The 15,142-nt window shown below is 60.7% G+C and carries 12 protein-coding genes, 1 tRNA gene and 2 rRNA genes (1 of these 15 only partly in view); 6 read left to right on the top strand and 9 right to left on the bottom strand.

Features of this window, described 5'->3' with window-relative positions:
- The 3 genes from JOH52_RS10215 to JOH52_RS10225 all read left to right on the top strand — a co-directional run.
- Positions 1 to 1,672: ribosomal RNA gene (locus JOH52_RS10215) — 23S ribosomal RNA — on the top strand; it begins 1,187 nt to the left of the window's first position.
- Positions 1,673 to 1,895: 223 nt separating this feature from the next.
- Positions 1,896 to 2,010, top strand: a 5S ribosomal RNA gene (gene rrf / locus JOH52_RS10220).
- 186 nt (positions 2,011 to 2,196) lie between these two features.
- A tRNA-Met gene (locus JOH52_RS10225) sits at positions 2,197 to 2,273 on the top strand.
- A 105-nt stretch (positions 2,274 to 2,378) separates the two neighbouring features.
- On the opposite strand, the gene JOH52_RS10230 is transcribed toward JOH52_RS10225, so the two are convergent.
- A complete protein-coding gene (locus JOH52_RS10230) occupies positions 2,379 to 3,341 on the bottom strand; it encodes an MBL fold metallo-hydrolase (protein ID WP_017274926.1) in 963 nt (320 codons plus the stop codon).
- A gap of 145 nt (positions 3,342 to 3,486) precedes the next feature.
- On the opposite strand from JOH52_RS10230, the gene JOH52_RS10235 reads away from it, so the two are divergent.
- Complete coding sequence (locus JOH52_RS10235) at positions 3,487 to 4,461, top strand: LysR family transcriptional regulator (RefSeq protein WP_017264523.1); 975 nt, start codon at positions 3,487 to 3,489, stop codon at positions 4,459 to 4,461.
- Between the two features lie 177 nt (positions 4,462 to 4,638).
- Positions 4,639 to 6,159 carry an FAD-dependent oxidoreductase gene (locus tag JOH52_RS10240; protein ID WP_010970067.1) on the top strand — a complete coding sequence of 507 codons (1,521 nt, stop codon included), beginning with the start codon at positions 4,639 to 4,641 and terminating at the stop codon, positions 6,157 to 6,159.
- Positions 6,160 to 6,215: 56 nt separating this feature from the next.
- On the opposite strand, the gene JOH52_RS10245 is transcribed toward JOH52_RS10240, so the two are convergent.
- Both JOH52_RS10245 and JOH52_RS10250 read right to left on the bottom strand, forming a co-directional pair.
- Positions 6,216 to 6,941 carry an aspartate/glutamate racemase family protein gene (locus JOH52_RS10245; protein WP_004434222.1) on the bottom strand — a complete coding sequence of 242 codons (726 nt, stop codon included), beginning with the start codon at positions 6,939 to 6,941 and terminating at the stop codon, positions 6,216 to 6,218.
- A gap of 31 nt (positions 6,942 to 6,972) precedes the next feature.
- Positions 6,973 to 7,599, bottom strand: coding sequence for a flavin reductase family protein (locus JOH52_RS10250; protein ID WP_004434214.1), 627 nt, complete (start codon positions 7,597 to 7,599; stop codon positions 6,973 to 6,975).
- 134 nt (positions 7,600 to 7,733) lie between these two features.
- Between JOH52_RS10250 and JOH52_RS10255 the strand changes: the two genes are divergently transcribed.
- A complete protein-coding gene (locus tag JOH52_RS10255) occupies positions 7,734 to 8,411 on the top strand; it encodes a GntR family transcriptional regulator (RefSeq protein ID WP_004434209.1) in 678 nt (225 codons plus the stop codon).
- 80 nt (positions 8,412 to 8,491) lie between these two features.
- On the opposite strand, the gene JOH52_RS10260 is transcribed toward JOH52_RS10255, so the two are convergent.
- Genes JOH52_RS10260 through JOH52_RS10285 form a run of 6 tightly spaced genes read right to left on the bottom strand, consistent with a single transcriptional unit; the run spans position 8,492 to position 15,114 of the window.
- Positions 8,492 to 9,496: an ABC transporter ATP-binding protein gene (locus JOH52_RS10260; protein WP_010970066.1), complete on the bottom strand. Its 1,005-nt coding sequence runs from the start codon at positions 9,494 to 9,496 to the stop codon at positions 8,492 to 8,494.
- Positions 9,493 to 10,476 (bottom strand): ABC transporter ATP-binding protein, encoded by a 984-nt coding sequence (locus JOH52_RS10265; RefSeq protein ID WP_010970065.1) that lies wholly within the window; start codon positions 10,474 to 10,476, stop codon positions 9,493 to 9,495. Before JOH52_RS10265 ends, JOH52_RS10260 begins: the two co-directional genes overlap by 4 nt.
- The gene (locus JOH52_RS10270) at positions 10,469 to 11,962 is read right to left on the bottom strand and encodes an amidohydrolase family protein (RefSeq protein ID WP_010970064.1); all 1,494 of its coding nucleotides are present in this window, start codon (positions 11,960 to 11,962) and stop codon (positions 10,469 to 10,471) included. The genes JOH52_RS10265 and JOH52_RS10270 overlap by 8 nt, the downstream gene beginning before the upstream one ends.
- Positions 11,962 to 13,155, bottom strand: coding sequence for an amidohydrolase family protein (locus tag JOH52_RS10275; RefSeq protein ID WP_010970063.1), 1,194 nt, complete (start codon positions 13,153 to 13,155; stop codon positions 11,962 to 11,964). The genes JOH52_RS10270 and JOH52_RS10275 overlap by 1 nt, the downstream gene beginning before the upstream one ends.
- 5 nt (positions 13,156 to 13,160) lie before the next feature.
- Positions 13,161 to 14,111 carry an ABC transporter permease gene (locus tag JOH52_RS10280; RefSeq protein WP_010970062.1) on the bottom strand — a complete coding sequence of 317 codons (951 nt, stop codon included), beginning with the start codon at positions 14,109 to 14,111 and terminating at the stop codon, positions 13,161 to 13,163.
- A 34-nt stretch (positions 14,112 to 14,145) separates the two neighbouring features.
- Positions 14,146 to 15,114 (bottom strand): ABC transporter permease, encoded by a 969-nt coding sequence (locus JOH52_RS10285; RefSeq protein ID WP_004434190.1) that lies wholly within the window; start codon positions 15,112 to 15,114, stop codon positions 14,146 to 14,148.
- Positions 15,115 to 15,142: the final 28 nt, after the last annotated feature.

Raw genomic sequence — 15,142 nt, forward strand, 5'->3', positions numbered from 1 at the left:
AGCGTAACAGCTCACTGGTCTAAATAAGGGTCTTTGCGCCGAAAATGTAACGGGGCTGAAGCCATGCACCGAAGCTGAGGATACGTCGTAAGACGTGTGGTAGCGGAGCGTTCCGTAAGCCAGTGAAGGGATACCCGTGAGGGGTCCTGGAGGTATCGGAAGTGCGAATGTTGACATGAGTAACGATAAAGAGGGTGAGAGACCCTCTCGCCGAAAGACCAAGGGTTCCTGCTTAAAGTTAATCTGAGCAGGGTTAGCCGGCCCCTAAGACGAGGCGGACACGCGTAGTCGATGGGAACCACGTTAATATTCGTGGGCCTGGTGGTAGTGACGGATTGCTCAACTTGTCCGGACTTATTGGATTGTCCGGGCGGGGACGCGGTTCCAGGAAATAGCTCCACCGTATAGACCGTACCCGAAACCGACACAGGTGGTCAGGTAGAGTATACCAAGGCGCTTGAGAGAACTATGTTGAAGGAACTCGGCAAATTGCACGCGTAACTTCGGAAGAAGCGTGACCCTTTTCTACGCAAGTAGGATGGGGTGGCACAGACCAGGGGGTAGCGACTGTTTATCAAAAACACAGGGCTCTGCGAAGTCGCAAGACGACGTATAGGGTCTGACGCCTGCCCGGTGCTGGAAGGTTAAGAGGAGGGGTGCAAGCTCTGAATCGAAGCCCCAGTAAACGGCGGCCGTAACTATAACGGTCCTAAGGTAGCGAAATTCCTTGTCGGGTAAGTTCCGACCTGCACGAATGGCGTAACGACTTCCCCGCTGTCTCCAACATAGACTCAGTGAAATTGAATTCCCCGTGAAGATGCGGGGTTCCTGCGGTCAGACGGAAAGACCCCGTGCACCTTTACTATAGCTTTACACTGGCATTCGTGTCGGCATGTGTAGGATAGGTGGTAGGCTTTGAAGCGGGGACGCCAGTTCTCGTGGAGCCATCCTTGAAATACCACCCTTATCGTCATGGATGTCTAACCGCGGTCCGTCATCCGGATCCGGGACAGTGTATGGTGGGTAGTTTGACTGGGGCGGTCGCCTCCGAAAGAGTAACGGAGGCGCGCGATGGTGGGCTCAGAGCGGTCGGAAATCGCTCGTCGAGTGCAATGGCATAAGCCCGCCTGACTGCGAGACTGACAAGTCGAGCAGAGACGAAAGTCGGTCATAGTGATCCGGTGGTCCCGCGTGGAAGGGCCATCGCTCAACGGATAAAAGGTACGCCGGGGATAACAGGCTGATGACCCCCAAGAGTCCATATCGACGGGGTTGTTTGGCACCTCGATGTCGGCTCATCGCATCCTGGGGCTGGAGCAGGTCCCAAGGGTTTGGCTGTTCGCCAATTAAAGCGGTACGTGAGCTGGGTTCAGAACGTCGTGAGACAGTTCGGTCCCTATCTGCCGTGGGTGTAGGAATATTGACAGGATCTGTCCCTAGTACGAGAGGACCGGGATGGACATATCTCTGGTGGACCTGTTGTCCTGCCAAGGGCATAGCAGGGTAGCTATATATGGAAGGGATAACCGCTGAAGGCATCTAAGCGGGAAACCCACCTGAAAACGAGTATTCCCTTGAGAACCGTGGAAGACGACCACGTTGATAGGCCGGGTGTGGAAGTGCGGCAACGCATGAAGCTTACCGGTACTAATCGTTCGATTGGCTTGATCGTTCTTGTTGCCTATGCTCATCGAAGATGAGCATCGCAACTTTCTTTGTCCTCACGCGCGTAGCGCTGCGGACGGCGCGCGCCACAAGGCGCGACGCGCTCTGCGCTTGCGGCCTCACGGCCGGGGCGACAGACAGAAGACGTGTTCAAAAGAAGTGAAAAACTTCACCAGCTTCTCAAAATCGGTTCGAGCCTGCAGCGCAGGCTCAATCTTGCGCTTTGCCGACCTGGTGGTTCTGGCGGGGTGGCTGCACCCGTTCCCATTCCGAACACGGCCGTGAAACGCCCCAGCGCCGATGGTACTTCGTCTTAAGACGCGGGAGAGTAGGTCGCTGCCAGGTCTGCAAAACGCAGGATAAACAAACCGAATATCTTCTCTTATGCATTCGGCCGATACACCGGCCGCCGACAAGCGGCCTTTCGATCGCCAGACCGAACCAAAACATACGAGATTTGCTTTGCAAAACTCGGACGAGATTTTGGCTCGCAAAACTCAGACGAGATTTTGCTTCGCAAAACTCGGATAACGCGGGGTGGAGCAGCCCGGTAGCTCGTCAGGCTCATAACCTGAAGGCCGCAGGTTCAAATCCTGCCCCCGCAACCAAACACACACATACACATACACACCAAAAGGCCCGCAGCAGCGGGCCTTTTGGTGTTTGAGGGCTACCCAGCGCCGATAGGGCGGCCGGCCCCGGTACTCACTGGATTAGAACTGCCAACCGGCGGGAACCCAGGCATAGCCGGCGTCCGTCTTGAGCATTCGGCCAAGGCCCGGGAACGGATAGTGGAAGCCGAGGACGAGGAGCCGGTCTGCCGCCGCCCTGTCGAAGATGCGGCGGCGGGATGCGAGTGCGGTGTCCTTGTCGCGATCTGGCCCGGGCAACCAGGGCCGGTCGACATTGACGATCGGGTGGTAGGCGAGATCGGCCGTCAGCAGGAGCTGATCGTTCCCGGATTGAACAAGGAAGTTCGCCATGCCGGGGGTGTGGCCGAATGCTGGAAGCGTGGTCAGCCCAGTGACGATCTCCGCGCCGGCTTCGTACAACTCAATCCCGTTGGTGACGGGTTCAACGCTCCGCTTGATAGCCGCTGCGAAATTGCGGTGGAAATCCTCGGGCACCGGCATGTAGGAAAGGTCCGGATCGTTGCGGACGAAGAAGTCCCAGTCGGCACGAGGCGCAAAGACGGCAGCCCGCGGAAACGCCTTGCCGCCCTCCGCTGTTCGAAGGTTGCCGACATGATCCGGGTGCGTGTGCGAGATCACCACGACGTCTATGTCCTCGGGCCGTAGACCAATGGCGGCCAGGTTCTCGAAGAGGCGACCGCCTTGCGGACCCATGGTCTGTCCGGCTCCTGCTTCGAGAAGGACCCGCTTGCCATTCGTCTCGATAAGAAGCGTGTTCAGATTCAGCGTCAGCCGGTCGGTCGGCAGGAAGGCGCGCCTCAGTACGTCCTGCAACTCTGCCTCCGGCGCATTGCTGGCGTATATTCGCGGAGGGCCGCCGAGCAGCCCGTCGCTCAGCACGGTCGCCGAGATGTCGCCGACGCGAAAGCGGTAATAGCCGGCATTTCCACCTTGAGCTGGAAGCGACGCGGGGGAAGCAGCCTGCGCAGAGGCCATGCCGGCCGGCAAGATCATTCCCGTGACGGCCGACGCGGCTGTCAGCATGATCTTCCTACGATTCAGAGTAATTTCACTCATACCTTTGATCCCGTCAAAATAGCTGATTGGGGTGCCGCATCTGATTTCGGCGTCGGCGGTAACGGCCGCGGCTAATCCTGGAGCCGTCTGTCGACTTGTCCTCTAGCTAGGGATGACACAGGTCGGGCGTGCGGATAAGCTAATCAAAACCGATCAGCTTATTAAGCAGGGCTTTGCAATGCGACCACTACGGCTTGACAGCTTGGAGATCTTCGAGGACGTCGTGCGCTGTGGTGGCTTTAGAGCCGCCGCGCTTGGCAGGGGTGTTTCGTCGTCCGCCATCAGTCAATCGATCAGCGTGCTCGAAGAAGCGCTGGGGATACGGCTGCTGAACCGAACGACACGTAGCGTCGCGCCTACTGAAGCGGGCGAGCAGCTTCTCGAGCGGTTAAGGCCCGCTCTTTACGAAATCAGAACAGCGGTCGACGATCTCAATCAGCTTCGCGAGCGTCCATCCGGCACCGTGCGGATCAACGCACCGGGGCCGGCCGCCGACCACGTTCTGTGCCCTCTGACCTTTGAGTTCATGAAAATTTATCCCGACGTCAACGTCGAGATCGTCAGCGATGCTGCGATCATCGATATCGTGGAACAAGGTTTCGACGCTGGGGTGCGCTTCGGGAACCAGCTCGCCCAGGACATGATCGCCATGCCCCTCGGCCCGGCCTTGCGATATGCGATCGTGGCCTCGCCTGATTATCTTCGCAAGCGCGGTCGACCCCACTCACCGCGCGATCTCCTACAGCACGACTGTATTCGTCGCCGCTTCCCCGGCGGAACCATGGTGACGTGGAAATTTGCGCGTGACGGCGACGAAGTGGAAATCACCCCGAAAGGTCGGTTGACATTGAGCTCGGCGCATCAAGAGCTCCAGGCCGCGCTTGCGGGATCGGGAATCGCTCACCTGTTCGAGGATTATGTCCGCGATGATGTCGAACAAGGCAGGCTCGTCGAGTTGCTCTGCGACTGGAAGCAGAAACTGCCGAGTTGGTATCTGTATTATCCGAGCCGGCGACATACGAGCGCGGCCATGCGGGCTTTCCTCGAGTACATCCGCAATCAGCGACAGCACCCCGATCGTCGATGATCGCAAGTAAAGATGAAGGCAGGCTCGGCAACCAAACCGATTCATAGGCCCGCAAAAGCGCGCCTATCGTCGTGCGGCCCAGTGGGCAGCCGCAGCCTCCGCGGAGCCCGGCGGCAAGGTCCGGGGGAACTTTGTGTTTCCGTTGTTCTTTATTGAGTGCCGTTGGAGATAACCTCGATGACCGCGCACGATGAAAGAACCGTTTCCCTATGGGCCGCGATCAAAGTCGCGCCTGATGCCGCCCCGCTCCGGCAAGATGATCACGTCGACGTTGTTGTCGTCGGTTCCGGTATTGCCGGCCTTTCGGTGGCCTATGAGCTCGCCCTTGCGGGGCTGAAAGTGGCCGTCATCGACCGCGGCCGGATCGGTGGCGGTATGACCGCTCGCACGACCGCGCACCTGACTTCCATATGTGACGACTATTTTTCCAAACTCATCGACCTGCGGGGGCGGGAAATGGCTCGCCTTTTCCATGAAAGCCAATCTGCCGCAATTGACCGCATCGAAGCGATCCAGGAGACAGAAGCTGTCGCATGCGACTTCCGGCGCGTGGACGGGTTCCTGTTTCCGTCAACCGGAGATCAGGAGGCGACCCTCGACCGCGAACTCGATGCGGCGCGGCAGATCGGTGTCGACGCCGAAAGGATCACCGGCGTTCCGTTTGCGGGTTTTTCCGCTACACCCGCGCTCCGCTATTCCCGTCAGGCGACATTCCACCCCCTTAAGTATCTGCGCGGACTGGCCGCTGGGATACGCGCCCGCGGCGGCATGCTTTATAGCGAGACGGTGGTCGAAGAGGTTGAGGAAACCAAAGACGGTGTCCGCGTTGCTACGGACGCCGGCTTCGAGGTTGCCGCAATGTGGGCCGTCGTGGCGACCAATTCACCGATCAACGACCGTGTCGCTCTCCATACCAAGCAGGCGCCCTATCGAACCTATGCGATGTCCTTCGAAATCGGCCGCGGGCTGATCCCGGACGGGCTTTATTGGGATACCGAAGATCCATACCATTACGTGCGCCTGCAGCGCGGCGACAACGAAACGGATTTTCTCGTGGTCGGTGGCGAAGACCACAAGACGGGCGCGGCCGACGACGGGGAAGAGCGCTTCTCAGCCCTGGCAGACTGGACGAAGCGCTTGGTTCCGAATCTTGGCGTCGTGACCCATCGATGGTCCGGCCAGGTGATGGAGACCATCGACTATGCGGGCTTCATCGGCCGCAATCCGGGTAACGAGCGGGTCTTCGTGGTTACCGGAGATTCCGGCGAGGGAATGACCCATGGCGTTGCAGCCTCGCTGTTGATCCGTGCCCTCGTTCTCGACGGCGACAGCGGGTGGCGGGGGCTTTACGAGCCATCGCGGAAGACCCTAAGGGCGATTGGCGACTACCTGTCGGAGAATTCGACGGCAATCAAGAACTTCTCCGAATATGTCGCGCCGGGCGAAATCGAATCCATCGACGCATTGCGGCCGGGGGAAGGGGCCATTGTCCGCGAAGGCTTGACCAAGGTTGCCGCCTTCCGAGATGACGATGGCACGCTTTACCGGCGCTCAGCGTCATGCACGCATGTGGGCTGCCACGTGCACTGGAATTCCCTCGAGCGCTGCTGGGACTGCCCCTGCCACGGCTCCCACTTCGCCGTTGACGGCACCGTTCTGAATGGACCGGCTGTGTCGCCGTTGGCCGATCCCGGCTAAGCAAGCCAAGGCGAACGTCAATCACCTCAAAATAGTGTCAGCAATGGTGCTGTTCTCTAAGCACAAACCTTGTGACCGGCCGCGGCTTTGATCCGCGGATAGGCGTAAGTGTTGACCTTGGAGGTCGCGTATCCTGCGCCAAGCAGCGCTTCGGCCATCTTTACAGCAGCAGTCACGCCATCGATCACCGGCACTCCTGTCGCCTTCTGGAGGCGGTCACATAAGGATGACATTCCCGCGCAGCCAAGGACGATCGCTTCGGCACCATCCTCGGCCTTGGCAATCTCGATTTCCTTGAGCAATAGCCGCTCGGCTCTTTGCGGATCTTCCTCGAGGGCGAGGACCGGAAGATCGATAGCACGTACTTTCCGGCAATGACGCTCGGCGCCGTAATCGCTTACCAGATCCTCGATGATCGGAACCGAGCGCGGAAGCGTCGTTATGACGGAGAAGCGACGGCTGATCGTCATGGCCACCTGTACCGCGGCCTGGCAAATGCCGATCACGGGGCCTTTGGCGACTTCGCGGGCCGCGTGCAGTCCCGGGTCGTCGAAACAGGCTATGACATAGGCGTCGACGCCCTGCGCCTCGCCCTGACGGATCTCCGCCAGCATTCCCGGAACTGACATGGCTTCGTCTGCACCACCTTCGATACTGGCCGGCGTATCGGTCGGATTGGAGGCGGAGACGTGAGTGTGGGCATGTTTGACCAGCAAGGCGCTTTCGAGTGCTTGCGCAGTCATGGAGGCTGTGGAATTGGGATTGATGAGATGAATATGCATGATGAAATTCTCGGTTGCCTCCCGTTGATGCCTATTTCGTCGGCTTGACGAAATCGGCGATCGGCGGGGCCTTCAAAACGAACTGGCGGTCTGACGTGATGTAATTGTCGGCATGAAGCCGGGCGATGGGCTGGTAACGTTCCGGGTCCACATAATGACCTTCGGCGTCGAGGCAATCGCGGCGCACATGCATGTGCACTACCTCGCCCAGCACCAGCGTGCGGCGCGGATAGTCGATCAGGCGCTCGACCCGGCATTCGAAGATGCACGGCGCCTCCTCGGCATAGGCAACATCGATCTTGCGGCACCGGGCGGCTTTCAATCCGGCCATTTCCAGCTCGTCGACCTCGCTGTCGAAGCCAAGGCCGCAGATCAACATCTGTTGAGACAACGCCATGTCGACCATGCTGATGGCAAATTCACCGGAACGGCGAATATTGACCATCGTGTCCTTTGGCTCGCCGGTCAAACGCGGCTGGATACCCAGGACGACGATGGCCGGATCATGTGAAAACACGTTGAAGAAACTCATCGGCGCAGCGTTGCTATGCCCGCTCTCGGAGCGGGTCGTCACGAGCGCGATCGGGCGCGGGCCGATGAAATTCGTCAGCAGCCGATAGCGGCTTTGCGGCTCAATTTCTTCAAAGTCGAATTCCATCGCGGTTCCAAAATGTAGGTCTTATAATCTACAATAAGCTTTCATATTGTAGACAATATTGCAAGCCATTTGAATCCGCGAGTTGACTTTTTTACGCGCTTGGCGATTGTCTGTTTCAGCAAGGAGGACAGGGTATGCGCGAACAAGCCGCGATGTCGGTCGAGCAGATTGTCGAAAGGGTATGGCTTTCCATCGCTGAACGGCGATTGCGTCCTGGCGTGCAACTCAAAGAAGAACAGCTCGCCTCGATTTTTCACGTCAGTCGCGCACGTGTTCGTCAGGCGCTGACCGTTCTCGCACGCGACGGGCTCGTAACGATCATTCCCAATCGCGGTGCTTTTGTTTGCAAGCCATCCGTGGAAGAGGCTCGCGACGTGTTTTTCGTTCGCCAGGCGGTGGAGCGATGCGTCGTGGAGCGTCTCTGCAGTTCGATGTCGAAGGATGGCGTGAAGCGGCTCCGCGATCATGTCAAGAATGAGCGGATCGCCAATGCCGAGGACAGCACTACGGATATCATCAAGCTTTCCGGCGGCTTCCATCTTTTGCTGGCCGAACTGACCGGGTCGGATTTCCTGTTTACGACAATGCGCGACCTTATCGCCCGCAGTTCGCTGATTACGGCCGTTTACCGGAACACCACGCGCTTCAATTGCGGTCCGGACGAGCATGCCGACATCGTCAAGGCGATTGCGGCGAAAGAAGCCCAAAGAGCCGTACATCTCATGTCGCATCATCTGGAACATGTGGAGTCCGAGCTCGACTTGAGCGAGATACGCGACTTTTCGCACGATCTTCGCGCAGCACTGGCTTGAAACGGCGGAAAGCCCGCATCGTGATCTATTCCAAGATGTTGAGACGCGGGATGCGGGCGGAAAACCGCACATACTTTCCCTCATCCCGCTTCAGGTAAACGTTCCGCTATCACGTCCTCGGCCAGATGACAGGCTACCCGGGTACCGTTCTGCAAGACCCGCACCTCAGGCACTTCCTTGGAGCAGCGCGCCGTGGCGACCGGGCAACGCGGGTGGAAGGCGCAGCCGGAAGGCGGCTTCAGCGGGCTCGGCACTTCGCCGCTGGCGGGCTCGCGGTTGCGGTTCGGTGCCTCGATGTTCGGAATCGTCTGCAGCAGCAGCCGCGTGTAGGGATGGCGCGGCTGCGCGAACAGCTCTTCCGTGTCGCCTTCCTCCACGATACGGCCCAGATACATCACCGCGATGCGGTCCGACATTTGACGAACGACGCTCAAGTCATGGCTGATGAAGAGATAGGTAAGCCCCAACTCGTCCTGCAGACGGCGCATCAGGTTCAGGACCTGCGCCTGCACCGACACGTCGAGCGCCGAGGTCGGCTCGTCGCAGACCAGAAATTCGGGCTCGCTCGCCAGCGCGCGGGCGATCGAGATACGCTGGCGCTGCCCGCCTGAAAATTCGTGCGGGAACTTCTCGCCATCGGATGGCGAGAGCCCGACAATGCCCAGAAGCTCTTCGACGCGCTCCGTCACCTCGGCCGCGGTCTTGCGCAGCTTCAGTTCGCGCAGCGGTTCGGCGATAATGTTCTTCACCCGCCAGCGCGGATTGAGCGAGGCGTAAGGGTCCTGAAAGATCATCTGCGCCGAGAGGGGCGCGCCGCTCTTGCCCGGCGCGAAGCGTATCCCGCCGCTCGTCGGACGATGCAGGCCGGTGACAAGGCGCGCAACGGTGGATTTTCCGCATCCGCTCTCGCCGACAATGCTGAGACAGCCGCCGGCGGGAACGGTGAAGCTGATATCGTTCACGGCCTGCAGATACTGCCGCGGCTTGCGCTCCACTACCCGGTTGAGCCAGGGAGCGGACACGTCGAAAGTCTTGACCAGCCGGTCGACGGTTAAAGCCGGGGTCTTTTGCAACGGTTTGGTCATGCGGTGCCTCCTGCGCTCAGCCAGCAGGCGCTTGCGCTCGGGCCGGCAAATATGAGTTCCGGGCGTTCGCGCCGGCAGCGCGGCCCCGCCATCTTGCAGCGCGGATTGAAGGCGCAGCCGTCAGGTATCGCGTCCAGACGTGGCATGGAGCCGTCGATCTGGTTGAGCCTCTCGACACGCGCGCCGAGCGACGGAATCGAACCCATCAGACCCTGCGTATAGGGATGGCGCGGCTGGTGCAGCACCTGTTCGACAGCCCCGATCTCGATCAGCCTTCCGGCATACATGACTGCGATGCGATCGGCAGCTTCCGCGATCACGCCCATGTCGTGCGTGACGAGCATGACGGCGGTCTGCTTCTCCTTGCACAATTTGCGCAGGAGCGAGATGATCTGCGCCTGGATCGAGACGTCGAGCGCCGTCGTCGGTTCGTCGGCGATGACGAGTTTCGGCGACGCTGCAAGCGCCAGCGCGATCACGACACGCTGGCGCATGCCGCCCGAGAACTGATGCGGATATTGATTGACCCGCTCCTCCGGCGAAGGAATGCCGACATCACGCAGCAATTGCACGGCGCGGGCGCGGGCTTCGGCCTTGCCGAAACCGAGGTGCCGGCGAATGGTTTCGACGAGCTGTGCGCCAACCGAGAACAGCGGATTGAGCGAGGTAAGCGGATCCTGGAAAATCGCACCGATCTCGCGGCCGCGGATCTTTTCCATGGCGCGGTCATCGAGCGTATCGATGCGACGTTTGCCGAGCCAGACCTCGCCGCCTGCGATATGGCCCGGCGCTTCGAGCAGGCCCTGAATGGCGAGCCCGGTCATGGACTTGCCCGCGCCGGATTCGCCGACGACGCCGAGAATCTCACCCGGCCGGATCGACAGGCTGACATCCGACAGCGCGGTTACCGTGCCGCGACGGCTCGGAAAATCCACACGCAGGTTGCGAACTTCAATGACTGGTTCCTGGATGTCACCCATTTGCGTCCCCCTCTATCGGATAGCTGGGCGGGAAGATTGCGGCGACCGGAGGATTGTTCCAGCTCCGCTCGGGATATTTGGCGATCAGCCCGTCATATTGGGCCTGCGCCCGAATGCGCGCCTCTTGCATGTCGAAGCCGGCCAGCCGGCGATCCAGCATGGAGACGCGGCCATCGACGAAGACCGCATGCGTGATCTTGCCGGACCCCCCGGTGACGATCGTGGTGATCGGATCGATGGACGGAGCCATGACTCTGTCGTCGAGGCGGAAGACCGCGATATCTGCTCGGGTCCCCGGTGACAGATGGCCGAGATCGGAACGGCCCAGTGCCTTGGCGCCGCCGGTCGTCGCCGCATCGAACAGGTCGGCAGATCGCAGGCGGTCCGGTGCGCCGTCGGCGATGCGGCCCGTGATAAGACCCGCAAGCAGGTTCATCAGCATGTCGGCCGGCGTCGTATCCGTCCCCATGGCAATATTGATCCCGCGCCTGATGCAGGCGGAGAAGGAGTTGAGGATCGAGCCGCCACGGCCCGAAACCAGCGGACAATGGACGATGGAAACGCCGTTCGCCGCGTAAAGACCGAGATCCTCTTCCGTGGCGTTGGTGGCATGCGGCGCGATGAGGCGGTCGCTCAACAGACCGTGCTTTGCAAGCCAGACCGGCGCGGTCGAGCCGTGCAGCATCCGCACCGTGTCCACCTCCATCGCGCCCTGTGCCATGTGCAGCCGGAATTTGCAGCCGAGATCGCGTGCGGCGGCATCGGTGCGCTGCAAAAGCCTGATCGTCGAGGTCTCGACACGGTCCGGCGCCAGCATGCCGCGCACCAGATCGCCATGGCTGCCATTCTGGCGCTCGATATAGGCAATGGCGTCGTTCAGACCCTGGAAGCCGCGTTCCTCATCGAAGACAGGCACCATCTTGCCCGGTGCTTCCAGCACCATGCCGCCCGAGCGGTAGGCGGGGCTGAGATAGACACGCAGACCCAGTTCGCCCGCGGCCTGTGCAGCGGCATCGAACTCGGCGACCGTTTCACCCCATTCACGGTAAAACAGCGAGGCAATGGGAGCGGCAGTGGTGATACCGTTCAACAGCAGCTGGCCGAAAGCGAACCGCTTCTGAAAGGCCAGCTCCTCCTGCGTGTACATTTCATAAGGACCGGCTTCGACATAGGAGCGCGGCCAGACGCGGCCCTTTGCCCAACCGGGATGATTGTCGATGCCGAGGATGGTGGTATCGAGATCCGATAGCGCATCGAGATCGATCAGGCCGGGGCTGATCAAGGCATTGCCGAAATCGATTCGGCGGGCCACTTCCCCGGAGAAACGGTGCCCGACGAACAGAATCTCGCCGTTTTCGAAAACGACTTCGCCGTTGCGGAGAAGCCGATGGCTGCCGTCCTTATGTCCGACCACCCAGCTGGCGGTGATCAGTGTGCGCCCTTCCGGACGACGGCCGAGCGGAAGAGTATCGAAAGCTTCGCTCATTACGGCATCTCCACCACGGCGACGCCCTGACGGGCTGTGACGCGGCCGCCCTTGACGACCAGCGGACGCGGAGCGACATCCACCACCGCATGCGCCAGCGTTTCACCGGTCAGCAGGGTGAGATCGGCATTGCAGCCGACTTCGAGGCCGTAATTTTCCAGGCGCATGACATCCGCACCGCCCTGCGTGACGATGTGCAGCACATGTTCCAGATCGTGATCCGAGCGCACGCCGTCCTTCATGCCGATGACCCTGGCGCGGTCGAGCATATCCGGCTGACCCCACGGGCCCCAGGTGTCACGGATGCCGTCGCAGCCGCCGCCGATGCGCACGCCCGCTTCCTTCAGGCGCTTGATCGACGGCACCGTGGCCGAAGGCGCACCTGTCGTGAGGATGGCGACATCCAGAATGGCGAGCTGTTCGATCAGCTGGCCGACGCGCAGATAATCGTTTATGCCAAGCGCAAAGGCATGGCTGATCGCCACCTTGCCTTCCATGCCGTTGGAGCGGATGCGCTCGAAGATGAGCTCCATGGTGAAGGCGCCGAGATCGCCCGTCTCATGCAGGTGAATGTCGATCGGCACGCCATGCTTGGTGGCGAGCGCGAACAGAATGTCGAGCTGGCCCTTCGGATCGCGGTCGATGCCGCACGGATCGATGCCGCCCAGCACTTCGCAGCCCTGACGCAGCGCCTCGTCGAGCAATTCCTTCGTGCCGGGCATGACCATCAGGCCCGACTGCGGGAACGCGACGATTTCGATGTCGATGACGCCTCTGAGCTTTTCGCGCGTTTGCCAGACGCCCTCGACCAGCGACAGGCCGTGAACCGGGTCGATGTCGACATGGCTGCGGATATGCGTCGCGCCATGAGCCGCCAGACCGATCGCATGGCGCATCGACTGACGATGCGGATCGATGCCGATCTCGAGACGGTGCTCGCGTTCGAAATCGATGCGCTCGCGCAGGATCGCGGCGCGGTTGTTGACATGCCACGGCATGCCCCAGGTCGTCTTGTCGAGATGGGTATGCGCATCGATCAGGCCGGGGACGACGATAGCATTGCCGCCGTCTTCCACGGCCATGCCCGGCTCTGCTTCAAAACGCCCGAAACCGGCAATCTTTCCGTCCCTGATCAGGACATCGCAGGTTTCGCCTGCCATGGGCCGGACGTTGCGGAGCAAAAGGTCGTTCATATGGCTTACCTCAGTTTCGGATTGAGAGCATCGCGCAGCCAGTCGCCGAGCATGTTGACGGCCACGACCAGCAGGCAGAGCTGAATGACGGGGAAGAGCACGATCCACCAGGATCCGGAAAACAGGAACTGGTTGCCGATGCGGATCAGCGTTCCCAGAGACGGCTGGCTCGGCGGCATGCCGATGCCCAGGAACGAAAGCGTGGCTTCGGTGAGGATCGCCATGCCGAAGTTGAGCGTCGCCGCCACCATGATCGGCGTCAGCGTATTGGGCAGGATATGGTTGGCCATGATGCGCCGGGCAGGCACGCCGATCAGCCGCGCCGCCGACACGTAGTCCTTGCCGGTTTCGACGATGGCCTGCGCGCGCACCGTGCGCGCATATTGCACCCAGGCGGATAGCGAGATGGCCAGGATGAGCACTGCAGACGCGCCGACCTCTCGCAGGCTGACGGGCAGCATCTGACGCACGACCGTCGAGACCAGAATGGCGACGAGGATGGTCGGAATGGACAGCGTGACGTCGCCGAAGCGCATCAGCAGATTGTCGATGAACCCGCCGAAGTAGCCGGCGATCAGCCCCGCGCTCATGCCGATCAGCAGGGAGAGCGCCACCGAGGCGATGCCGATGACGATGGAAATGCGCGTACCGTAGAGAATGGCCGACAGCATGTCGCGGCCCTGCGTATCGGTGCCGAGAAGATAGGGCCATTCTCCACCTTCCTCCCATACCGGCGGCAGTTCGGCCTTCCACATGTCGAGCGCTGCGCCGTCATAGGGGTTCTGCGGTGCGATCAGCGGTGCGAACAGTGCCGTCAGGATCAGGATCGCCAGAAGCGCGGCGCTGAACATCGCCGTCTTGCTATGCGTGAACGACCACCACACATCGCTTTGGCGCAGACGCTGGAAAAGCGAAGGACGCGTGACGGGCGGAGTTTGAGAGGTCTGGATGCTCATCGGTCTTGGCCCCACAGTCGGTTCAACGGGCACTTCAGCGGGCTGTACGCAAGCGGGGATCGATTACCGCATAGGCAATGTCCACCAGCGTGTTGAGCACGACGAAGATGAAGGAAATGATGCAGAGATAGGCCGCCATCACCGGGATATCGAGGAAGGTGACGGCCTGGATGAACAGCATGCCCATGCCCGGCCACTGGAATACGGTTTCGGTGATGAGCGCGAAGGCAATCAGCGAACCGACATTCATCGCGGTCATGGTCACGACCGGCATCAGGCAGTTGCGCAGCGCGTGGCGGAAATAGATGCGCCAGCGCGGAATGCCGCGCGCCCGGGCAAACTTCACGTAATCCGATCGCAGCACTTCCAGCATTTCAGCGCGCACCAGACGCATGACCAGCGTGACCTGATAAAGCGAAAGCGCGACGGACGGCAGCAGGATCGCCGCGCGGCCCGAAGGCGTCAGGAGCCCCGTCGACCACCAGCCAAGCTGCACGACATCGCCGCGACCGAAGGCCGGGAGCCAGCCGAACGTAACCGAGAAGACGAGGATCAGCAGGATGCCCACGACGAAGCTCGGCAGCGAGACGCCGACAATGGAGATGAACTGCAGGCCCTCCGTATACCATTTGCCGCGCTTGATCGCCGTCAGCACGCCGAGGGGAAGGCCGAGCAGCAGGGAGATCAGCGTGGCAACCAGCACCAGCTCCAGGGTCGCTGGAAAGCGTTCGGCGATCAGGCTCAGCACGTCCTGGCCATTGCGGTAGGAAATGCCGAAATTGCCTTGCGCGGCGTTGACCACGAACCGGGTATATTGTGTCATCAGGCCATCGTTGAGGCCCAGACGTTCGCGCAGATTGTCGCGGTCGGTCTGCGTCATCTGCTCGTTGGCCATCATCTCGACGGGGTCACCCGCCAGCCGGAAAATCAGAAAGGCCAGCAAAGCGACGGCCAACATCACCATGACGGCGTTTGCCAGGCGTTTTATGATAAAAACCAGCATAGGAATTCCTCGGTCACGGGACGCTCCG

This window comes from Sinorhizobium meliloti (assembly GCF_017876815.1).
Taxonomy (GTDB): Bacteria; Pseudomonadota; Alphaproteobacteria; order Rhizobiales; family Rhizobiaceae; genus Sinorhizobium; species Sinorhizobium meliloti.

Bases quoted from the DNA above. Each gene is read 5' to 3' on its own strand.
- JOH52_RS10245 (WP_004434222.1), bottom strand. From the start codon at position 6,941: ATGCATATTCATCTCATCAATCCCAATTCCACAGCCTCCATGACTGCG.
- JOH52_RS10255 (WP_004434209.1), top strand. From the start codon at position 7,734: ATGCGCGAACAAGCCGCGATGTCGGTCGAGCAGATTGTCGAAAGGGTA.
- JOH52_RS10230 (WP_017274926.1), bottom strand. From the start codon at position 3,341: ATGCTGACAGCCGCGTCGGCCGTCACGGGAATGATCTTGCCGGCCGGC.
- JOH52_RS10280 (WP_010970062.1), bottom strand. From the start codon at position 14,111: ATGAGCATCCAGACCTCTCAAACTCCGCCCGTCACGCGTCCTTCGCTT.
- JOH52_RS10250 (WP_004434214.1), bottom strand. From the start codon at position 7,599: ATGGAATTCGACTTTGAAGAAATTGAGCCGCAAAGCCGCTATCGGCTG.
- JOH52_RS10235 (WP_017264523.1), top strand. From the start codon at position 3,487: ATGACACAGGTCGGGCGTGCGGATAAGCTAATCAAAACCGATCAGCTT.
- JOH52_RS10270 (WP_010970064.1), bottom strand. From the start codon at position 11,962: ATGAGCGAAGCTTTCGATACTCTTCCGCTCGGCCGTCGTCCGGAAGGG.
- JOH52_RS10265 (WP_010970065.1), bottom strand. From the start codon at position 10,476: ATGGGTGACATCCAGGAACCAGTCATTGAAGTTCGCAACCTGCGTGTG.
- JOH52_RS10285 (WP_004434190.1), bottom strand. From the start codon at position 15,114: ATGCTGGTTTTTATCATAAAACGCCTGGCAAACGCCGTCATGGTGATG.
- JOH52_RS10260 (WP_010970066.1), bottom strand. From the start codon at position 9,496: ATGACCAAACCGTTGCAAAAGACCCCGGCTTTAACCGTCGACCGGCTG.
- JOH52_RS10240 (WP_010970067.1), top strand. From the start codon at position 4,639: ATGACCGCGCACGATGAAAGAACCGTTTCCCTATGGGCCGCGATCAAA.
- JOH52_RS10275 (WP_010970063.1), bottom strand. From the start codon at position 13,155: ATGAACGACCTTTTGCTCCGCAACGTCCGGCCCATGGCAGGCGAAACC.